This window comes from Micromonospora sp. DT201, from assembly GCF_049841575.1.
Lineage (GTDB): Bacteria > Actinomycetota > Actinomycetes > Mycobacteriales > Micromonosporaceae > Micromonospora.
The window spans coordinates 1-20,593 of record NZ_JBNCKP010000022.1 but is presented as its reverse complement, the minus strand read 5'-3'; the positions used below and the strand labels follow the sequence as shown (position 1 = coordinate 20,593).

Sequence of the window (20,593 nt, the reverse complement as noted above, 5' to 3'; positions counted from 1 at the left end):
TAGTCCTTGACCTGGAGCGCGCTCCAGGTTGGAGGCTGAACCGCATGACGACGACACGGACGCTGGGACGCAGCGGCATCGAGGTGAGCGCGATCGGGATGGGGTGCTGGGCGATCGGTGGGCCGCTCTGGGGTGACGACGGGCAGCCGTTCGGTTGGGGCGAGGTGGACGACGACGAGTCGATCCGCACCATCCACCGCGCGCTCGATCTCGGCGTGACCCTGTTCGACACGGCCAGCAACTACGGTGCCGGGCACAGCGAGCGGATCCTGGGTCGGGCCCTGGCCGGGCGGCGGGACAGCGCGGTGATCGCCACCAAGTTCGGCAACGTCAGCGAGGAGGGCACCCGGCGGTGGCTCGGCAGCGACGCAAGCCCGGCGTTCGCGGTCCGCAGCCTGGAAGACTCGCTGCGCCGGCTCGGCACTGACCACGTGGACCTCTACCAACTGCACATCAACGAACTGCCGGTGCCCGCCGCGCTCGACCTGATCGGCACCCTGGAGGACCTGGTCGCCCAGGGCAAGATCCGCGCGTACGGCTGGAGCACCGACGACCCCGCCTCGGCGGAGGCGTTCGCGGCTGCCGGCCCGCACTGCGCCGCCATCCAGCACGACGAGTCGGTGCTGCGCGACAACGCGGCGGTGCTGGCGGTCTGCGACAGCTACGACCTGGCCAGCCTCAACCGTGGGCCGCTGGCGATGGGGCTGCTCACCGGCTCGACCCGGGCGGTCGGCGCGGACGACGTCCGCGGGCGGGCGCCCGAGTGGCTGCAGTGGTTCACCGACGGCCGGCCGACGCCACGCTGGGCGGCCCGAGTCGAGGAGGTCCGCGCGGCGCTCACCGCCGACGGGCGGACCCTCGCGCAGGGTGCGCTGGGCTGGCTGCTCGCACGTAGTCCGCGTACCGTGCCGATCCCCGGCCTGCGCACGGTGGCCCAGGCGGAGGAAAACCTCACCACCCTGACCCAAGGCCCCCTGAGCCCCGAGTCCTACGCCGAGGTGGAGCGACTGCTCGCCGACCTGCGTCCGACCCACGCGGCCTGACCACCGGGCCACGCTGACCAAGCAGCCGAAGTTCTTCAACGCCTGGCCATTGATCGAGGAGTGCACGGCACCGCCCGCCGGCTGACGCAGGTCCGAGCGACCGGGACCCGTCCGGCGGGCGGTGCCGAACGCGGTGAGCGGGCCTCACCCTGCTACCGACGGTGGTTCGGCCCTGGGCAGAATCGGCGGTCACCGGGTGGCCGGTGTTCCGGCCTGGGCCGATGATGGGCCGATGGCGATCTTCTCCCTCCAGGCCACCCCCACCGACCCGGCGAGCTGGGTCGAGCTGGCCCGCCGGGCCGAGGCCACCGGCTTCGACGCTCTGCTCGCCGCCGACCACCCCGGCGACGTGACGTCGCCGTTCGTGGCGCTGGCCGCCGCCGCGTCAGTGACCTCGACGATCGGGCTCGGCTCGTACGTGTCGAACCTCGGCGTGCGGGAGCCGATGCTGCTCGCGACCGACGTGGCCACCCTCGACCTGGTCTCCGGCGGGCGGGCCCGGCTCGGCGTCGGTGCCGGTCACACCCCGGGCGAGTGGCACGCGGTGGGCCGGGAACGCCCCGACGTGGCCGGCCGGGTCCGTCGCTGCGTGGCCGTCGCCGAGGCGGTCCGTGCCCTGCTCGACGGCGCCCCGGTCACCGTCGACTCGGCCGACCTGACGATGCGCGAGGCGGTGCTGCGCGCGCCTCGACCGGTGCAGGACCGAATCCCGCTGACGATGGGTACGGCGAACTCGACGCTGCTGCGCTGGGCTGGCGCGCACGCCGACGTGGTCGGGCTGACCGGGTTCGGGCGTACCCTCGCCGACGGCCACCAGCATGAGGCGCGGTGGCGGGCCGACCAGATCGAGGCGCAGCTGGCCTGCGTGGCCGCCGGCGCGGCCGGCCGGACCGACCCGCCGGCGCTGGAGGCGCTGGTGCAGACGGTGGTGGTCACCGACGACGCGGAGGCTGCCGCCGCGGAGCATGCCCAGCACAACGGAATGACCCCTGCCGAGCTGCTGGCCACCCCGTTCGTGCTGATCGGCACGGTGGACGAGATCGTCACCGCGGTCGCCGAGCACGAAAAGCGGTGGGGGGTGACCCGGTTCGTGGTCCGCCGCAACGCGCTGGATCCGCTCGCGCCGGTGCTGTCCCGGCTGACCTGATCCCGCGACCCCAGGAAGCTACGGAGCCCGCACGCGATCTTGCACTTTCGGTCTACCCTTTGCACCATTTACCCCCTTCGGGAGGACATCAAGTGCAAGATCGCGGGACGGGTGGGCACGCCGACGCGACGAGTGACCGAGCCGGCTCGATGCATCCACGTTGCCGTCCGTACCCGAAGATATGAGCATGCGGATCCTCATGGCCGGCGCGTCCGGCTTCCTCGGCACCTGGCTGGCCGATCGCCTCACCGCCGACGGACACCAGGTCACCCGGCTGGTCCGGCGGCCACCGCGCACCCCCGACGAACGGCAGTGGAACCCGTCCGCCGCGCAACTCGACCCGACCGTGGTGGCCGGCGCCGACGCGGTGGTCAACCTGGCCGGCGCAGGGGTCGGCGACAAGCGTTGGAATGACGCCTACCGGCAACTGATTCGCACCAGCCGGGTGGACAGCACCACCACACTGGCGACCACCATCGCCGGGCTCCCCGCCGCCGACCGCCCCCGGGCGCTGCTCAACTCCTCGGCCGTGGGTTGGTACGGCAACACCGGCGACCAGGTGGTCGAGGAGGATGCGCCGGCCGGCGAGGGTTTCCTGGCCGACGTCTGCCGGGTGTGGGAGGCCGCGACCCAGCGGGCCGAGGACGCCGGGGTACGCGTGGTACGACTACGCACGGGGCTGCCGCTGCACCGCGACGGTGGGCTACTCAAGCCGCAACTGCTGCCATTCAAGCTGGGCATCGCCGGCCGGTTGGGCAGCGGCCGGCAGTGGCTGCCGTGGATTTCGATGGCTGACTGGCTGGACGCGACCCTCTTCCTGCTGGCCCACGATGAGATCGCCGGCCCGGTCAACGTGGTGGGCCCCAACCCGGTGACCAACGCCGAGTTCACCCGCGAGTTCGCCCGGCAGCTGCATCGGCCGGCGATCATCCCGATCCCCGCGCTGGCGCTCAAGGTGGTGCTCGGCGGCTTCGCCCACGAGGCCCTCACCAGCACCCGGGTCCTCCCCGCCACCCTGAACCGAGCCGGCTACCCGTACCACCACCCAACCCTCCCGGAAGCCCTAAAAGCAGCCCTAACCCCCTAACCCCCCACCCCCACCCCGCCCCGCCCCACCCCGCCCCGACCCCGCCCCCTCCCCCGGTGATCAAGAGGTTTGCGTCATCCGGATGCCGGAATCTGACGCAAATCTCTTGATCACCAAAGCGTGGGGTGGGGTGGGGTTAGCAGCCGATTACCCAGTGGTTGGGGGCGGTTTGCTTCAGGGCGGTGGTGTAGAAGGTGTTGTAGAGGCCCATGCGCTGGCTGGAGCCGTTCGCGTAGGCGTAGCCGCCCGACTGGTACGCCCGCCCGGCGGTGACGTGCGCGTAGTTGCTCGCGGTCACGCAGGTCGGCGGCGTGGTCGGGGTCGGAGTCGGCGTCGGGGTCGGGGTGGCCGTGGGGGTCGGGGTCGGGTTGGTGCCGCCGCCGTTCAGCCCGAAGAAGAGCGCGTCCCGGTACGTCGAGCAGATGGTGTCCAGGAAGTAGGCGCCGGCGTTGCCGCACTGCTCGGCCCCGGAGCCCGGGTCGACCGGCGTGCCGTGCCCCATCCCGGAGACCCGGTAGAGCCGCACGTCGTCGTTGCCGTACACCTCAAGGGTCGTGTTGCCGGGCAGCGACGAGGTGCTGGTCGGGGTCTGCGAGACGCCGCGCACGTTGGTCCACTGGTCGCGGGACTCGGTGCCGTTGAGCGGGGCGACCGTGGGGTCCGAGGTGCCGTGCCAGATGGCCACTCGCGGCCGCGGACCGGTGTAGCCGGAGTACGCGCCCCGCACCAGGTCACCCCAGGCCGCCGGGGTCTTGTCCGAGCCCGGATTCATGCAGCTGAACGCGTTGACCATGCTGGTGGCGCAGCGGTACGGGATGCCCGCGATGATCGATCCGGCGGCGAAGACGTCTGGATAGGTGGCGAGCATGACCGCGCTCATCGCCCCACCCGCCGAGAGTCCGCTGACGAAGACCCGGGAGCCGCTCACGCCGAAGTTCGCCTTCGCGTGGTCGACCATCTGCTTGATGGACAGTGCCTCGCCCTGCCCCCGGGTGGTGTCGCCCGACTCGAAGAAGTTGAAGCAGGAGTTGGCGTTGTTGCCGGAGGGCTGCTGGGCGACGATCAGGGCGAACTTCCACTGGTCGGCGTACTTCTGCCAGCCCGAGTTGGCGAAGTAACCGGAGGCGTTCTGGGTGCAGCCGTGCAGCAGCACCACAGCCGGGGAGTTGGCTGGCAGGTTGTCCGGCCGGTAGGCGTACATGGCGAGGTTGCCCGGGTTGGAGCCGAACCCGGTGACCTGGGTGAGGGTGGCGGCCTGGGCGGGTGCGGAGAAGGCGACCGCGCCGGCCACGGCGAGGACGAACCCGGCGCCCGCACCGATCAGGCGGGTGAGGATGGACGAGGAGCGGCGCACGGCGGCCTCCTGAGGGAGCGGACTGTGAACTGGGTCACGGTCGAATTGCCGAGACGTTACGACGATGCGACGCCGCTATGACATGGGGTGCGCTCACACATTCACGACCGCCGAGGTGTACGCCGGACCGTCGGCGCGAGTCGTCCCCAACCCCACGCGACAACAACGGTCCCCTCCTTGCACGTATGACCGGCCCGTCCAGGTCCGGTTGGTAACGTCCGCTGCGTGCCGTCCTCCCCGTCGCTGGCCACCGGGCCCGCACCCGCGTCATCACCGCGCGTCGTCCGGGACCGCCGGGCCGACCTGATCGTCGTGCTGGTGGCGCTCGCCCTCGCCGTCTGGGTAACAAGTGGGCTGTGGCGGGACCCGAACTCGCGCACCATCACCGTCAACTCCAGCGACCAGGCGCTCTTCGAATGGCTGCTGGCCTTCGGCGGTCACGCGGTCACCCATGGGGGCAACCCGCTCTTCACGTACCTGATCAACGTCCCAGACGGCGTGAACCTCGCGGTCAACACCTCGATCACGGTGTACGCGGTGGTCTTCGCCCCGCTCACGTACCTGATCGGGCCACCGGCCACGTTCCTGGTGATCCTCACCCTGAACCTGCTCGCCACCGCGCTGGCCTGGTACTGGCTGCTGTCCCGGCACCTGGTCCGCAGCCGGCTGGCCGCCGGGGTCGGTGGCCTGTTCATCGCCTACTCCCCCGGGATGGTCTCGCACGCCAACGCACACCTGAACTGGACCGCCGGCTGGCTGGTGCCGCTGCTGATCTGGCGCCTGTTCGCGCTGCGCCGCCCCGGGCACTGGCTCCGCGACGGAGTGATCCTCGGCGTGCTGGTGGCGGTGGCCTTCTCGATCGCCGCCGAAGGGCTCTTCTTCACGGCGCTGGCGCTCGGCGTGTTCGTCGCCATCTGGGCGCTGCACCCGGCCAACCGGGCTGAGGCTCGCACGGCACTGCCCACCTTCCTGCGCGGGCTCGGGGTGACCGCCGTGGTGGCCGGCGTGCTGCTGTCGTACCCGCTGTGGCTGCACTTCGCCGGGCCGCAACGGTTCCACGGGACCGGCTTCGACCCGCTGATCCACTCCGAGGACATCGCCGCGTTCGCCGCCTTCCCACGCCGCTCGCTGGCCGGGGAGGCAGGGCTGGGCACCTCGCTGGCCCCGAACCCGACCGAGGAGAACTCGTTCTTCGGCATCCCGCTGCTGGTGCTCACCGTGGTCTGCTTCGTCGCGCTATGGCGGCGGGCCGACGCCAACCGCCGGGCCACCCTGTGGGCGTTGGGCGCACTCGCGCTGATCTTCACGGTGCTCTCCTTCGGGCCGGTCGCCAAGGTCGACGGGCAACGCACCGACCTGCCCATGCCGTTCGACCTGCTCGGACAACTACCCGTGGTGAACGCCGCGCTGCCGGCCCGGCTGGCCCTGGTGGTCGCGCCGGTGATCGGGCTGTTGCTGGCGTACGCCGTCGACCAACTGCGCGCCGCACCACCCCGGCACCGCTCCACGGAGTTGGCCTGGCTGATCGGGTTCGCGGTGGCCCTGGTGCCGCTGCTGCCCACCCCGCTGCTGACCGACGAACGGGAACCCATTCCGCAGTTCATCACCTCGGGCACATGGCGGGACTACGTGTCACCGGACGGGGTGCTCACCCCTGTGCCGCTGACCGTCGACATCTACCCGGACGGCCAGCGCTGGCAGGCGTACGCGTTGTCACACCGGCAGGGCGAGTTCGCCATTCCGGGCGGCTTCTTCCTCGGCCCCGGCGGGCCGGACGGGCGCGGCCGGATCGGCCCGGTGCCGCGCACCCTGAGCGCGCTGATGGACCAGGCGGCCCGTACCGGGTTGGTGCCGATCGTCACCGACGGAACCATCCGGGAGGTCAACTCCGACCTGCGGCACTGGCGGATCGAGACGGTGGTGCTCGCCGACCAGGTGCACGGCGCGAAGTTCGAGGTCGACGAGGAGGCGGTCCGGCGTACCGCCACCGCCCTGTTCGGCGAGCCGCAGCGGGTCGACGACGTCTGGCTCTGGCGCATCCCGCCGGTCGACCAATAGGGCGGCCGGGCCCTGGTGAGGCGGCTCACCAGGGAAGATCGCCAATAACGGGACTAGGCTGGACGCCGTGACAACGACGACCTCCGGCCTGACGGCCGTCCGTGCCGGCCTGCTCGACTACCAGGCCGCCTGGGACGAGCAGCGGCGCCTGCACGAGTCGGTGGTGGCCGGTGAGCGTGGCGACACCGTGCTGCTGCTGGAGCACCCGAGCGTCTACACCGCGGGCAAGCGCACCGAGCCGTGGGACCGGCCGGCGGACGGCACGCCGGTCGTCGACGTGGACCGCGGTGGCAAGATCACCTGGCATGGGCCGGGGCAGCTCGTCGGTTACCCGATCCTGCGGCTGCCCGACCCGGTGGACGTGGTCGCGTACGTACGCCGGACCGAAGAGTTGCTGATCGACGTGTGTGCCGAGGTCGGGCTGACCGCCGGCCGGGTCGAGGGGCGCAGCGGGGTCTGGGTGCCCGAGGACGACCGGGGGCCGGCCCGCAAGGTGGCCGCGATCGGCATCCGGGTGGCCCGGGGCGTCACCCTGCACGGCTTCTCGATCAACTGCGACTGCGACCTGACGCACTTCGACCGGATCGTGCCGTGCGGCATCCGCGACGCCGGTGTCACCTCGCTCACCGCCGAGCTGGGCCGCCCGATCACCGTCGCCGACGTGCTGCCGGTGGTCGAGCGCCGACTGTCCACCCTCGTCGAGGTCTGAGCGCCACGTCGGCGGCGAGACGTCGCCGACCAGAATTTCCGCACCGAGTGTCCCGTGGGATGTCCGGCCGATCGTCCCTATGGTGGAGTCGGCGACCGGCGTCGGCTCGACACCTGAGGCCGGCGCCCACCGCCCGGCCCGGACGCGAGGAGCGGACATGCCCACCTACATCGCGCTTACCTACACCGCGGACGTCGACTGGACCAGCCCCGAGCAGGCTGAGGAGATGGCGGAATACCGGGAGTTCGGTGCGGCCGCCCGCGCGGTGATCCGGGGCGGCAACGCGCTCTACCCGACCGCGACGGCGACCACCGTACGGGTCTCCGGCGGCAAGGGCGGTGACGTGCTCACCACCGACGGCCCGTACGCCGAGACCAAGGAAGCCTTGACCGGCTTCTACCTGCTGGAATGCGCGGACCTGGACGAGGCTGTCGCCACTGTCGCGAAGATGCCCGCGGCTTGGAACGGCGCAGTCGAGGTACGCCCCGTCGTCACGCGTTGACCCCATGCTGACCGGTGACGCGGCGAGCCAGCCGGGCCGCGCCGCCGACGCGGCGAGCCAGCCGGGCCGCGCCGCCGACGCGGCGAGCCAGCAGGGCCGCGCCGCCGACGCGGCGAGCCAGCAGGGCCGCGCCGCCGACGCGGCGCAGGTGATCCGCGCCGCCGACGCGGCGGCGCAGGTGATCCGGGCCGAACGGTCCCGGATTCTCGCCACGCTGATCCGCGTCACCGGCAGCGTCGACCTGGCCGAGGACGCCACGCAGGACGCGGTCGTCCGCGCCCTGCAGACCTGGGCCCGCGAAGGCGTACCCGACAATCCGCGCGGTTGGCTGCTGGTCGTGGCGCGGCGCCGGGCGGTCGACGTGATCCGCCGAGAGGCCCGCCGCTCCGGGAAGGAGGCCGAAGCCGTGGCGCTGCTCGATCCCGCACCGGACTCGCCCGAATCCGTCCGGGACGACCTGCTCCGGCTGGTCTTCACCTGCTGCCATCCGGCGCTGTCACTGGACACGCAGGTGGCGCTGGCGCTGCGTACCCTCGGCGGGCTGGCCACCGCCGAGGTGGCCCGCGCCCTGGTGGTGCCCGAGGCGACGATGACCAAGCGGCTCACCCGAGCAAAACAGAAGATCACCCGGGCGGGCATCCCGTATCGGATACCGGGGGCCGAGGAGCTGCCTGGCCGACTGGCCGGGGTCGCCGCCACCGTCTACCTGATCTTCAACGAGGGTTACGCGGCCGGCGCCGGTGACGATCTGATCCGGGTCGGGCTGGCGGACGAGGGCCTCCGGTTGGCGCGGCTGCTGGTCGAGCTGATGCCGGACGAACCGACAGTGCTCGGCCTGCTGGCTCTGCTCCTGCTGCAGGACTCCCGGCGGCTGGCCCGGGCCGACGCCGACGGCCGCCCGCTGCTCCTGGCCGAGCAGGACCGCTCGCTCTGGGACCGGGCGGCGATCACCACCGGGGTCGCGCTGGTCGGCCAGGCGCTTCGCCGCACCCCGGACAATCCCGACCGGTACGTCGTCCAGGCTGCCATCGCGGCCTGCCACGCTCTCGCCCCGTCGTACGACCGGACGCCGTGGGACGCGGTCATCTCCTGGTACGACGTGCTGCTCACCGTCCATGACACCCCGGTGGTGCGGCTGAACCGCGCGGCGGCAGTCGCCGAGCGGGACGGCCCCGCCGCCGGGCTGGCTCTGGTGGGAGCGATCGTCGGGCTGGCCGGCTACCCGTGGTTCCACGCCACCCGTGGCGAGCTGCTGCGCCGTCTCGGCCGGGCCGACGAGGCCGCCACGGCGTACCGGGCGGCGCTCGCGCTCGACCTCAACGGCCCGCAGGCGGCCCGGCTGCGCGACCGCCTCGCCGAGTGTCGATAGGGCGGTGTCACGGGCCGGCGCCACACGACGCCGGCCCGTGCGTCCTCTTACGGGGTGAGGCGGTGCAGGTCGCGCGGGAACGCGGTGACCTCCCGGATGTTGGCCGCGCCGACCAGGCGGGCCACGAAGCGTTCCAGCCCGATGGCGAAGCCTCCGTGTGGCGGCATGCCGTGCCGGAACGCGTCCAGGTAACCGGCGTACGGCTCGACCGGCTCACCCCGCGCGGCCAACGCCGCCAGGTAGTCGGCGTGCCGGTGCAGCCGCTGCCCGCCGGTGACCAGCTCCAGACCACGGAAGAGCAGGTCAAAACCGTTCGAGTACGCCGGCCGCTCCGGGTCCGGGTGGGTGTAGAACGGTCGCTTCGCCATCGGGTAGCCGGTGACGAAGAGGAAGTCCGAGCCGTGTTCGCGGCGGGCCCACTCGCCCAGCGCCCGTTCGTGCGCGGGCGCGAGGTCCGGCTCGTCGGCGGGCGCCCCGGCGATCGTCAACGCCTCGGTGAAGTGCACCGCTGGAATCTCCGCCGGCACCTGCGGCGGTTCGATGCCCAGCGTCGCCAGGGCGGCACCGGCCCGCTCGCGCACTGTGCCCAGCATCCCGGCCAGGGTGTCGCGCAGCACACGCATCACGTCGCGGTGGTCGCCGACGAAGCCCAGTTCGGCGTCGAGCGACGTGTACTGCGCGAGGTGGCGGACGGTGTCGTGCGGCTCGGCCCGGAAGACCGGCCCCACCTCGTAGACCCGTTCGAAGACGCCGACCATCAGCTGCTTGTAGAACTGCGGCGACTGGGCCAGGTACGCGGGCCCACCGAACCAGTCGAGCGCGAACACGTTCGCCCCGCTCTCGGTGGAGGAGCTGACCACCTTCGGGGTGTGGATCTCCACGAAGTCGTGGGCGTCGAGGGCGGCCCGGAACCCGGCCACCGCCGCCGCCGAGATCCGCAGCGCGGCCGACCGGGTGGGGTGCCGCAGCGCGGTCGGTGCGTTGTCGAGTTGGGTGGGCAGGCTCGCGGTGAGCGCCGGCCGGTACAGGTCGAACGGTGGCGGCACGGCGGGCGGCCCGAGCGGACGTACCGTCGGGTCGGTCAGCTCGACCCCGGCGGGCGCCGTCTCGTTCGAGGTCACCGTCGCGGTGACCTCGACGACCGTCTCCTCGGTGAGTTTCTCCAGCTCGGCGCGGACGGTCGGGTCGGTCACGACCACCTGGGCCAGGCCGGCGGCGTCCCGCACGATCAGGAACGCCACGGACTTGAGCAGTCGGCGGCGGTGCACCCAGCCGGCGATCCGCACGGTCGCGCCGACCTGGGCGGGCAGTTGGTGAGACAGGGTTCGTTGCATGGCAGGCTGCTCCTCGGTCGATCGCCACGCCTGCGCCGCCCTGGGGAAGCGAAGCGTCGCGTCAGCCCCAGGGAGGTGTGGGCGAGCGGGAACCTCGCGGTGCCACCACACCTTCGCCCCCGCCGAAACGGGGGCCTCGTTCGTCGCCTGATGACCGGGGCCAACCGGGCGGGCTCTACTGGGCGCGGGTGACCCGCAACCGTTCTTCCCGCAGCTCAGGAGGGTCTTCGCGCACCGGCACCAGACCGCCTCTCAGCACCGGCGGCTCTCTGCACTGGCGGGTCGGCGCGCTACTCGGCTCCGTCGTCGCTGTTGGCGGTGACCGTAGCACCCGATCACCGGGCATGTGACGCCCATTTTCGACGGCCCGGTGTCAGGCGTCACAACCTTTGGGGCGTGACGCCGGTCGCCTGACCCGCATAGACACCTGCCGTCCGGCGTAGGCTCATTTTCGTGACGATCGAGCACTCCGCGCCGACGACCGGCCAGGCAGCGCGAACCGCAACGGCCGCCCCCGAGGGGCGGCGTCTGCTGCGGATCGAGGCACGCAACGCCGAGACGCCGATCGAGCGCAAACCGCCGTGGATCAAGGTCAAGGCCAAGATGGGGCCGGAGTACACCCAGCTGCGCGGTCTTGTCTCGCGTGAAGGGCTGCACACCGTCTGCCAGGAGGCCGGTTGCCCCAACATCTACGAGTGTTGGGAGGACCGGGAAGCCACCTTCCTCATCGGTGGCGACCAGTGCACCCGGCGCTGCGACTTCTGCCAGATCGACACCGGCAAGCCGGCCGAGTTCGATGCCGACGAGCCGCGCCGCGTCGCCGAGTCGGTGGTCTCGATGGGGCTGCGTTACGCCACCATCACCGGCGTCGCCCGTGACGACCTGCCCGACGGCGGCGCCTGGCTGTACGCCGAGACCGTCCGACAGATCCACGCCCTGCAGCCCGGCTGCGGCGTCGAGCTGCTGATCCCGGACTTCAACGCCGTCCCCGAGCAACTGGCCGAGGTCTTCGGCTCCCGCCCGGAGGTGCTGGCCCACAACGTGGAGACCGTGCCGCGCATCTTCAAGCGCATCCGGCCGGCGTTCCGCTACGACCGTTCCCTGGACGTGATCCGGCAGGCCCGCGCCGATGGCCTGGTCACCAAGAGCAACCTCATCCTGGGCATGGGCGAGGAACGCGCCGAGGTCTCGCAGGCGCTGCGCGATCTGCACGAGGCCGGCTGCGAGTTGATCACCATCACGCAGTACCTGCGCCCCTCCCCCCGGCACCACCCGGTGACCCGCTGGGTCAAGCCGGAGGAGTTCGTGGAGCTGCGCGAGGAGGCCGAGGAGATCGGCTTCGCCGGGGTGATGAGCGGGCCGCTGGTGCGTTCGTCGTACCGGGCCGGTCGGCTCTACAAGCAGGCCCTCGACGCCCGCGCCGGCCTCCCAGTCGGTAACGCCAGCTGACCGCAGGGCTGGCTCTCGCCAGCCCTGCCCGCTTCGGCTGCGAGCCGTAGTCGCCTGACGACGGCGGCCTAATATCGGAACTTCCGCGACATCTGCGGCACTTCGCCCGTTATGCATAGGTGCCGGTGTCAGCGCTGGGCGCGCTGTCGCCCACCCGACCGTCCCGGCTGCCCGGGATCCTCACCGCACTCGCCGTCGTCGCGGGTGTGGGCTACCGCCTCGGTCTGCTGGCGTACGCCGCGACGCCGACGAACAGCGACGAGGCCACCATGGGGTTGGCCGCACTGCACATCGCCCGGGGTGAGGGCTTCCCGGTCTGGTTCTACGGCCAGCAGTACATGGGTGCCCTGGAGGCGTACCTGGCCGCGCCGGTGTTCACCCTGGCCGGTGGGCCGTCGCTGCTCGGTCTGCGACTCCCCACGCTCGCGCTGTACGTGCTGTTCCTGCTGCTGGCCTGGCGGTTGACGCTGCGACTGACCGGGGACCGGTGGTTCGGGTTGCTGGTGGTGGCGCTGCTGGCGCTGGGCTCCGACCGGATCATCAAGAACCAGCTGATCGCCGGCGGTGGCTACCCGGAGATGAACGCGGCCGGGATGGCGTTGGCCGTACTCGCCGTGGATCTGGCCATCGGAAGGCCCGGCTGGCGGCTGGCGCGCTGGGCGGTGTGGGGGTTCCTGGCCGGCCTGATGCTCTGGGTCGACCCGCTCGTGCTGCCGTACGTCGTGGCGACCGGGGCGGTGCTCGTCGCGTTCTGCCATCGGGAGCTGCGGGGGGCGGCCGGGGCGCTGCTCGGGGCGGCGGCCGTGCTGGGGGCGGCGCCGCTGCTGCTGTACAGCCTGGTGCACGGCCGGAACCCCCTGGACGCGGTGCTCGCCGCCAGCGGTGCGAACGCCGCCGCGGGCTGGGCGGACCGGCTGCACGGCGGTCTGCTGCTCGGCCCAGCGCTGGGTATGGGCTTCTGCGCTCCCGGGCAGTGCGCCACCTGGCAGCTGTGGTGGGCGCTCGCCCTGCCGCTGCTGCTGGCCGTCGCCGCCGCCACCGCCTGGCACACCCTGTGTCGAGCGCCCGCCATCCCGACCGACCCCGCAACTCCTGCCGCTGGCGGTCCTGGGGGCGCTGCTGAGGTTCCGGCTCGGCTGGCTGCGGCGATGCGGTTGGCGCTCGTGCTGGCCGCGATCGGCACCCTCGGCGGGTACACCGTGAGCAGCTCAGCCGGGCTCACCCCGGTGGAGAGCTCCCGCTACCTGTCCTGCCTGCTCATCTCGCTGCCAGCGCTGCTGTGGCCGGTGTGGACGGTGGCCCGGCACGGTCTGCGCCAGTCGGCGGGCGACCGTCGCAGCGTCGGGCGGACGCTCGCTCGATCAGCCGCGCTGGCGTTGCTCGCCGCCACCCTGGGCACCGCCGGCCACGCCACCTGGCGGGCAGCGGAAACCGCACCGGCGACGCAGGCCGCCGAGGCCCGGCACGCCGAGTTGGTGAGCACCCTGCGGCAGCTCGGCGTACGACACGTGCGCGCCGGCTACTGGACCTGCAACCGACTCACCTTCGCCACCGCCGAGCAGGTGGTCTGCGCGGTCGTCGACGACACCTTGCGCCCCGGTTTCGACCGCTACCCCGCGTACCGGCGGGAGGTGGACAGCGCGGCGGCGCCAGCCTGGGTCGCGCCGGCCGGCTCACCGTTGGCGAACGTGCTCGACGAGCGGCTTCGCGCCGCCCCAGGCAGCCTTGACCTGGTGACGATCGACGGCTGGCAGATCTACCTGCCGCGCACCTGAAGGCGGCCGGCCGGTCGCCCCGCCCGCCCGTCAGCGGGGTGTGGCGGGCTCGGCGAGCAGGCCGAGGCGGTGGGCCACAGCGGCGGCCTCCACCCGGTTGGTCACGCCCAGTTTCGCGATGATCCGGGAGACGTGCACGCTTGCCGTCTTCGGGGAGATGAACAACCGCTCGGCGATCCGGCTGTTGCTGTGCCCCTCGGTGACCAGACGCAGCACCTCCCGCTCCCGGGCGGTCAACAGATCTGCCCCGGCCCCGCCCTGGCCCGCCCCGCGCAGGCCGACCCGCCGTGCCAGGGTTGCGGCCGTCTCGGCCAGCGGCGTCGCGCCCAGCCGCCGGGCGATCTCCGCCGCCTCGGTGACCGCCGCCGACACCTCGTCCCGCTCGCCTGCGGCGGCGGCCGACTCGGCCAGCGCCAGCAACGCCCGACCGAGCGGGTACGGCTGCCCGTCGGCGCGCCACGCGCCCACCGCCGTACGCCACGCCGGCAGGACCTGGTCGCCGACCGCGAGCAGGGCGGTGACCTGGGCGGCGTGCGCCCGGGCCGCCGGATGCCGGGCCGGCAGGGCCGCGGCGAGCGCGGTGACGGCAGCGGCCAGCTCCCGGTCACCCACCCGGGCGGCGGTACGGGCCACGGCGCTGAGCACCGGCCAGCCCTCGCGGGGCAGCTGCGGCAGACGCTCGTCGGCCACCGCCACGCGGGCCGCCCGCACCGCCTCGATCTTGTCGTCGGCGGCGAGCGCTGCCTCGACTCCCAGCTCGTGCAGGGACAGCCGCAGGTTCGGCCACAGGAAGGGCCGGCTGAGGAAGGCCAACGCCCGGTCGACCAGTTCGTCGGCGCCCGGATGCGCACGGGCCAGCCGCAGCCCGGCGCCCAACTGGAGCCAGTGCAGCCCTGTGACGCCGGACAGGTCGATCCGTGCGGCCTCCGCGCACACTGCCTCGGCGTCGTCCCACCGGCCCAACGCGATGAGCGCCTCGGCCCGGTTAGACAGCAGGTACGCCCCGGTCGAGCGGCTGATGCCCACCCGCCGCGCCTCGGCCGCCCCAGCCTCGGCCGCCTCGGCGGACTCGGCGTAGCGGCCCAGCTCGCAGAGCACGTCCGACCGGAACACCTTGGCGAGCACCAACGCTGGGGCGTCCCCGGCCGCGCGGGCGACGGCCTCGGCCTCGGCCAGCTCGGTCAGCCCGCGCTCGAGATTCCCCTCGCCGCGGCAGAGCAGGGCGATCCGCGTCGGCAGCAGGGCCAACTTCTCACCAAGGGCCACGGCGGTCGTACTCGCCTCGGCCGCCACCCGGGATGCCTGCCCAGGATCGATCTTGACCAGGTACGTGGCGATGTCGGCGAGCAACCGGACCCGCTCCACCCCGGCCGGGCCACCGGCCGCGAGCCGGTACGCCTCACCCAGCTCCTCGCTGCCGTCACTCTTACCGAGCAGGGCCAGCAGTCGACCCCGCTGGCCCAGCAGTCGGGCAGCGCGCAGCGGCGCCGCGTCAGCGTCCACCTCGGCCAGCCCGGCCCGGGTGAGGGTGATCGCCCGACTGAAATCGCCGGCGGTGATCGCGGCGCCCAGGGTCTGCTCCAGCAACGCCAGGTGGTCCATACCGAGCAGAGTGGCGGCGTCGGGCACCAGCTCCCACAGCTCCAGCGCCCGCTCCAGCAGCCGGCGCTGCTCGGCGTACGCGTACCGCTCGGCGGCGGCGCAGGCCGCGGCTCGGGCGGCGACGAGGGCACGCGGGTGGTCGTGCGCGGCGTACCAGTGGTGGGCGATCTCGGCCGGGAAGCGGCCGGCGGCGACCAGGTGTGGCTGGGCCTCGATCGCGGCGGCGAAGCGGGCGTGCAGCCGGGCGTGCTCGCCGGGCAGCAACTCGTCGTGCACGGCCTCGCGGACGAGCGCGTGCCGGAACTCGTAGTCGCCGTCCGGGTCGGCCACCACCAGTTGGGCGGCGACAGCGGCGCGCAGCGCATCCTCCAGCTCGACCTCGGGCAGCCCGGCGACCTCGGCGAGCAGGTCGTGGGCGAACCGGGTGCCGCCGGCCGCGGCGATGCGCAGCACCCGCTGCGCTGGTTCGGGTAGCCGGTCCACCCGGGCCAGCAGCAGGTCGCGCAGCGTCTCAGGCAGCGCCGCGCAGCCGATCGGGTCGCCAGCGACGGCCAGCTCCTCGATGAAGAAGGGGTTGCCCTGGGTGCGCTTGTGGACGTCGTCGACGGCGCGGGCGGGCGGCTCGGCACCGAGCAGATCGGCGAGGATCGCGCCGGTGCCGTCGCGGTCCAGCCGGCCCAGCTCGACCCGCTCCACGCCGCGGACCCGGTCCAGCTCGGCGAGGAACGGGCGCAACGGGTGGCCGCGCTGCAACTCGTCGGTGCGGTAGGTGCAGACCAGCAGCAGCCGGGCCGGCCGGGCCGCCCGGACCAGGAAGCCGATCAGGTCTCGGGTGGAGCGGTCGGCCCAGTGCAGGTCCTCGATGAGCAGCACCAGCGGCCGGGCGTCGGCGAGCCGTTGGAACAGCTCGGCGACCAGGTCGAACAGGTAGCCGCGCGGGGCGTCGCCGACAGGGGCGACACTCGGCGCGGCCAACGCCGCCCGGCCCAACTCCGGCACCAGCCGGGCGAACTCCGCCTCGTAGCCGGCGAACACCTCCGGGCCGTCGACACGCAGCACCGCGCGCAGGGCGGCGGCGAACGGGGCGAACGGCAGACCCGCCTCGCCCAACTCCAGGCATTGGCCGACCAGCACCCGCGCTTCGCCGTCGGTGGCCCAGCCAGTGAACTCCTCCAGCAGCCGGGTCTTACCCACGCCCGCCTCACCGCCGACCAGCACGGTGGTCGGCTCCCCCGCACGTGCCCGGCCCAGGGAGTCCCGCAGCGTCGACAACTCACGGTGGCGGCCGACGAGGACGGAACTGGCGGCACGTACGGTCACGGAAGCGAGCATGCCATGACGACCGCCAGCACCGGCCCCGCCCGGCGGCCGGTGGCCGAGCGGCGGGGCGGGTTCCGGTCGAGCGGCCAGCACAGCGGGTGCCGTGCGCGTCGAGGCGGGGGCGGACGCGGTCACCGGCGGTCGTCGCCGGCGCGGCGGGCCTGCTGGCGGCGGCCCAGCCAGGTGCGGCCGGTGCGGGGCGACACCGCGCGGGCGAGCCGGTCCGCGGCTACCTCGGCGCGTAGCTCAGCGGCGTGCGTACGGTGCAGGGAGAGCAGGGATTCCGAGTCGTTGCCGAACATGTCGAGCTCCTTCGTGCGTTGTCATCTTCTGCCGATGACTCTTCGCGTGAAGGCCCCAACCGGGCATGGGCACAGCGCCTCATCTTGCCGACCGCCGCCCTCCTTACCGGCCCGGTCCGGACGCGTACGGCGACGTAAGGTACTCAGCTGCCCCGGCAACCGGACGCGGATCAACGGGGCGGGCGGCGACCACTAGACTCTGCGGCATGGCAAAGCCCCAGGAGAAGGTCTCGTTCGGCCAACGGCTGAAGCAGATCGGGATGGTGTTCCAGTTCACCGCCAAGCAGGACCGGTGGTTCGCGCCGTTGGTCGCCGCCGCGGTGCTCATCCCGCTCGCCCTCACCGTGGTCGCGGTCATCCTCTGGAGCTGGATCTGGCTGCCGATCGGCATCCTGTTCATCCTGCTTGCGGTGCTGATCGTGCTCAATCTGCGGTCCAACAAGGCGATGATGAACGCCGCCGAGGGTCAGCCCGGCGCGGCGGCGCAGATCATGGAAAACATGCGCGGCGACTGGCGGGTGACCCCGGCGGTCAGCTCGACCACCCAGATGGACATGGTCCACCTGGTGATCGGCCGCCCGGGCGTGATCCTGCTGGCCGAGGGCAACCCGCAGCGGGTGCGCGGCCTCCTCGGGCAGGAGAAGCGGCGGCTGTCGAAGGTGATCGGTTCCGCTCCCCTGCACGACTACGTGATCGGGCAGGACGAGGGCGAGCTGCCGATCCGTAAGCTGCGGACCACGCTGCTACGCCTGCCCCGCGCGCTCTCCGGCAAGGACGTCAACTCGCTGGACAAGCGACTCAAGGCACTCACTGCCCGGCCGCAGATGCCCAAGGGCGCGATCCCGAAGAACATGCGGCCGCCGGGTGCCTTCCGCCAGTCGCGGGGCCGCTGACCCCTTCGCCGTACGCCGAAAAGAGCCGGACCCGCGCGGGTCCGGCTCTTTCCCGTCGGCCCTCATCTCGCCGGCCCCGCGCCCCGCGCCCCGCGCCCCGCGCCCCGCGCCCCGCGCCCCGCGCCCGCGCCCGCGCCCGCGCCCCGCGCCCCGCGCCCCGCGCCCCGCGCCCCGCGCCCCGCGCCCCGCGCCCCGCGCCCCGCGCCAAGATCCTCACAACATCCCCGAAGTTGCTGCCTCAGACGCGGCCGGAGGCAGCAACTTCCGCGAAGTTGCGCAGATCTTGACCGCTTGCCCGACACGCGGGCGCCGGAACGCCGGCCTCGGGCGTCGCCGCCGGTCATGGTCGGGGGCGGGGGCATCGGGCGGGTGCGGTCAGCCTCGGACGCCGTCGCCGTCGTCGTCGCCGGTCATGGTCGGGGGGCGGGGGCGTCGGGCGGGTGTGGGGTCAGCCTCGGGGGGCGTCGACGATGACCGAGGCGGCGACGCGGTCGTGCAGGCCTCGACGGTGCTCGTCCATGATCAGCGCGGGGACGACGAGGGCCAGCAGCAGGCCCCGGATCAGCCCTCGGAGCACACCGATGCGACCGCCGTCGTGCCAGTTCACGCAGCGGAGCTTCGTGATGTACATGCCCGGCGTCTGGGCGAACAGGCCGAGGAAGATGCCGTACACCAGCACCAGGACGAGCACCGGCGCCCAGCCGTCGCGTACCGGGTCGGCGAAGAAGTTGGACACCAGCAGGCAGAGCACCCAGTCGATGATCAGCGCCCCGAACCGCTTCCCGAGGCTCGGTGGGGTGAAAGTCGGGTCGGCGGCCGGCGCTGCCGGGGTGTGCGGATTGGTCACAGCGGTCAAGGGTATCCGCGCCGGGACGAGGGCTTGCCGGGTGCCGCCGCCACTCTGCGCCGATTCAGGCCAAAGGCATCAGATGTCATTACACTGGCACAGCCGGTACGGCGTTCGCGGCGGGCCGAAGGCGTGGACAGGAGCGTTGCTGACGCTCCGCGAGGGACGTAACACGGCAGAAACAACGGAGACATGGCCGGGCAACCGCTTGGGCCTAGCGTCGCCAGAAGCCTAGCCACCCCGTGGACGTGCCAGGAGGATGTGTGTTCGCCAATCCCGAGGAACTGCTGCGATACCTCAAGAACGAGGACGTGAAGTTCGTCGACGTTCGTTTCTGCGACCTGCCCGGCGTGATGCAGCACTTCAATCTGCCGGTCGAGTCCGTCAACGACGACCTCTTCACTGACGGCCTCGCGTTCGACGGTTCGTCGATCCGCGGTTTCCAGGCGATCCACGAGTCGGACATGCTCCTGCTCCCGGACGTCGCCACCGCGTTCATCGACCCGTTCCGCGCGCAAAAGACTCTCGCGCTCAACTTCTTCATCCACGACCCGTTCACGCGTGAGGCCTACAGCCGCGACCCGCGCAACGTGGCGAAGAAGGCCGAGGCGTACCTGGCGGCGAGCGGCATCGCCGACACCGCCTACTTCGGCGCCGAGGCGGAGTTCTACATCTTCGACTCGATCCGCCACGAGACCTCGGCGCACCAGTCGTTCTACTACATCGACTCGATCGAGGGCGCCTGGAACACCGGCCGCGAAGAGCCGGGCGGCAACCGCGGTTACAAGACCGCGTACAAGGGTGGCTACTTCCCCGTGCCGCCGGTCGACCACTACGCCGACCTGCGTGACTCGATCGTGCGCCGGCTCGTCGACACCGGCTTCAACGTGGAGCGCTCGCACCACGAGGTGGGCACCGCCGGCCAGTCCGAGATCAACTACCGGTTCTCGACCCTGCTGCACGCCGGCGACCAGCTCCAGCTCTTCAAGTACATCGTGAAGAACGAGGCCTGGGCCAACGGCAAGACCGCGACGTTCATGCCCAAGCCGCTGTTCGGCGACAATGGTTCCGGCATGCACACCCACCAGAGCCTCTGGCTCAACGGTGAGCCGCTCTTCTACGACGAGACCGGCTACGCGGGCCTGTCCGACATGGCCCGCTGGTACATCGGCGGCCTCCTGCACCACGCGCCGTCGCTGCTGGCCTTCACCAACCCGACGGTCAACTCGTACCGCCGCCTGGTGCCGGGCTTCGAGGCGCCGGTCAACCTGGTCTACTCGCAGCGCAACCGCTCCGCCTGCACCCGCATCCCGGTGACCGGCAGCAACCCGAAGGCCAAGCGCGTCGAGTTCCGCGTTCCGGACCCGTCGGCCAACGTCTACCTGGCCTTCTCGGCCATGATGATGGCCGGCCTGGACGGCATCAAGAGCAAGATCGAGCCGCCGACGCCGATCGACAAGGACCTCTACGACCTCCCGCCGGAGGAGTGGGGCGACGTCAAGCAGGTGCCTGGCTCGCTGCCTGCCGTGCTCGACTCGCTCGAGGCCGACCACGACTACCTGCTCGAGGGTGGCGTCTTCACCCCGGACCTGATCTCCACCTGGGTGGATTGGAAGCGGGCCAACGAGGTCGACCCGGTGCGCCTGCGCCCGACCCCGCACGAGTTCGCCATGTACTACGACTGCTGAGCAGTCGCTTCACCACCGGCCGGGGCGGGGCCCCGCTGGGCGGGGCGGCCCCGCGGGGGTCTATAGCCGTTGGCCATAACCGGGGGGTGGGGGAGATAGGGCGGTGGTGACACC

16 protein-coding genes are annotated in these 20,593 nt (G+C 72.3%); 11 read left to right on the top strand and 5 right to left on the bottom strand.

Going from position 1 to position 20,593, the window contains the following annotated elements:
- The first annotated feature begins 44 nt into the window (after positions 1–44).
- From ACLQ28_RS28185 to ACLQ28_RS28175, 3 genes are all read left to right on the top strand, one after another.
- On the top strand, positions 45–1,043 hold the full coding sequence (locus ACLQ28_RS28185) for an aldo/keto reductase (RefSeq protein WP_425689283.1): 999 nt from the start codon (positions 45–47) through the stop codon (positions 1,041–1,043).
- A 232-nt stretch (positions 1,044–1,275) separates the two neighbouring features.
- On the top strand, positions 1,276–2,190 hold the full coding sequence (locus tag ACLQ28_RS28180; protein WP_425689282.1) for an LLM class flavin-dependent oxidoreductase: 915 nt from the start codon (positions 1,276–1,278) through the stop codon (positions 2,188–2,190).
- Between the two features lie 187 nt (positions 2,191–2,377).
- On the top strand, positions 2,378–3,277 hold the full coding sequence (locus ACLQ28_RS28175; RefSeq protein WP_425689281.1) for a TIGR01777 family oxidoreductase: 900 nt from the start codon (positions 2,378–2,380) through the stop codon (positions 3,275–3,277).
- Positions 3,278–3,413: 136 nt separating this feature from the next.
- On the opposite strand, the gene ACLQ28_RS28170 is transcribed toward ACLQ28_RS28175, so the two are convergent.
- Positions 3,414–4,631, bottom strand: coding sequence for an extracellular catalytic domain type 1 short-chain-length polyhydroxyalkanoate depolymerase (locus ACLQ28_RS28170; RefSeq protein WP_425689280.1), 1,218 nt, complete (start codon positions 4,629–4,631; stop codon positions 3,414–3,416).
- Positions 4,632–4,856: 225 nt separating this feature from the next.
- Between ACLQ28_RS28170 and ACLQ28_RS28165 the strand changes: the two genes are divergently transcribed.
- From ACLQ28_RS28165 to ACLQ28_RS28150, 4 genes are all read left to right on the top strand, one after another.
- On the top strand, positions 4,857–6,689 hold the full coding sequence (locus ACLQ28_RS28165) for a DUF2079 domain-containing protein (RefSeq protein WP_425689279.1): 1,833 nt from the start codon (positions 4,857–4,859) through the stop codon (positions 6,687–6,689).
- A 67-nt stretch (positions 6,690–6,756) separates the two neighbouring features.
- Entirely contained in the window at positions 6,757–7,398 is a 642-nt protein-coding gene (gene lipB / locus ACLQ28_RS28160; protein WP_425689278.1) for a lipoyl(octanoyl) transferase LipB, read from the top strand.
- 157 nt (positions 7,399–7,555) lie between these two features.
- A complete protein-coding gene (locus ACLQ28_RS28155) occupies positions 7,556–7,900 on the top strand; it encodes a YciI family protein (RefSeq protein ID WP_425689277.1) in 345 nt (114 codons plus the stop codon).
- Positions 7,901–7,904: 4 nt separating this feature from the next.
- Positions 7,905–9,269 (top strand): RNA polymerase sigma factor, encoded by a 1,365-nt coding sequence (locus ACLQ28_RS28150; protein ID WP_425689276.1) that lies wholly within the window; start codon positions 7,905–7,907, stop codon positions 9,267–9,269.
- A 47-nt stretch (positions 9,270–9,316) separates the two neighbouring features.
- On the opposite strand, the gene aspS is transcribed toward ACLQ28_RS28150, so the two are convergent.
- Entirely contained in the window at positions 9,317–10,603 is a 1,287-nt protein-coding gene (gene aspS / locus ACLQ28_RS28145) for an aspartate--tRNA(Asn) ligase (RefSeq protein ID WP_425689275.1), read from the bottom strand.
- Between the two features lie 453 nt (positions 10,604–11,056).
- Between aspS and lipA the strand changes: the two genes are divergently transcribed.
- Together lipA and ACLQ28_RS28135 are read left to right on the top strand one after the other, a co-directional pair.
- Positions 11,057–12,052, top strand: a complete 996-nt coding sequence (gene lipA / locus ACLQ28_RS28140) for a lipoyl synthase (RefSeq protein WP_425689274.1) — start codon at positions 11,057–11,059, stop codon at positions 12,050–12,052.
- A gap of 125 nt (positions 12,053–12,177) precedes the next feature.
- On the top strand, positions 12,178–13,827 hold the full coding sequence (locus tag ACLQ28_RS28135; protein WP_425689273.1) for a hypothetical protein: 1,650 nt from the start codon (positions 12,178–12,180) through the stop codon (positions 13,825–13,827).
- A gap of 30 nt (positions 13,828–13,857) precedes the next feature.
- On the opposite strand, the gene ACLQ28_RS28130 is transcribed toward ACLQ28_RS28135, so the two are convergent.
- Positions 13,858–16,749: a helix-turn-helix transcriptional regulator gene (locus tag ACLQ28_RS28130; protein WP_425689272.1), complete on the bottom strand. Its 2,892-nt coding sequence runs from the start codon at positions 16,747–16,749 to the stop codon at positions 13,858–13,860.
- Between the two features lie 131 nt (positions 16,750–16,880).
- Positions 16,881–17,051 carry a hypothetical protein gene (locus ACLQ28_RS28125; RefSeq protein WP_425689271.1) on the bottom strand — a complete coding sequence of 57 codons (171 nt, stop codon included), beginning with the start codon at positions 17,049–17,051 and terminating at the stop codon, positions 16,881–16,883.
- A gap of 206 nt (positions 17,052–17,257) precedes the next feature.
- On the opposite strand from ACLQ28_RS28125, the gene ACLQ28_RS28120 reads away from it, so the two are divergent.
- Entirely contained in the window at positions 17,258–17,944 is a 687-nt protein-coding gene (locus ACLQ28_RS28120; protein WP_363726904.1) for a DUF4191 domain-containing protein, read from the top strand.
- Between the two features lie 448 nt (positions 17,945–18,392).
- On the opposite strand, the gene ACLQ28_RS28115 is transcribed toward ACLQ28_RS28120, so the two are convergent.
- On the bottom strand, positions 18,393–18,791 hold the full coding sequence (locus tag ACLQ28_RS28115) for an RDD family protein (protein WP_425689270.1): 399 nt from the start codon (positions 18,789–18,791) through the stop codon (positions 18,393–18,395).
- A gap of 263 nt (positions 18,792–19,054) precedes the next feature.
- Here ACLQ28_RS28115 and glnA point away from each other — a divergent pair, with 263 nt between their 5' ends.
- The gene (gene glnA, locus ACLQ28_RS28110; protein ID WP_110565751.1) at positions 19,055–20,479 is read left to right on the top strand and encodes a type I glutamate--ammonia ligase; all 1,425 of its coding nucleotides are present in this window, start codon (positions 19,055–19,057) and stop codon (positions 20,477–20,479) included.
- The last annotated feature ends 114 nt before the right edge of the window (positions 20,480–20,593 follow it).

Coding starts and splice junctions, on each gene's coding strand:
- ACLQ28_RS28180 (WP_425689282.1), top strand. CDS start 1,276: ATGGCGATCTTCTCCCTCCAGGCCACCCCCACCGACCCGGCGAGCTGG.
- ACLQ28_RS28150 (WP_425689276.1), top strand. CDS start 7,905: ATGCTGACCGGTGACGCGGCGAGCCAGCCGGGCCGCGCCGCCGACGCG.
- ACLQ28_RS28155 (WP_425689277.1), top strand. CDS start 7,556: ATGCCCACCTACATCGCGCTTACCTACACCGCGGACGTCGACTGGACC.
- ACLQ28_RS28125 (WP_425689271.1), bottom strand. CDS start 17,051: ATGTTCGGCAACGACTCGGAATCCCTGCTCTCCCTGCACCGTACGCAC.
- ACLQ28_RS28185 (WP_425689283.1), top strand. CDS start 45: ATGACGACGACACGGACGCTGGGACGCAGCGGCATCGAGGTGAGCGCG.
- ACLQ28_RS28175 (WP_425689281.1), top strand. CDS start 2,378: ATGCGGATCCTCATGGCCGGCGCGTCCGGCTTCCTCGGCACCTGGCTG.
- aspS (WP_425689275.1), bottom strand. CDS start 10,603: ATGCAACGAACCCTGTCTCACCAACTGCCCGCCCAGGTCGGCGCGACC.
- ACLQ28_RS28120 (WP_363726904.1), top strand. CDS start 17,258: ATGGCAAAGCCCCAGGAGAAGGTCTCGTTCGGCCAACGGCTGAAGCAG.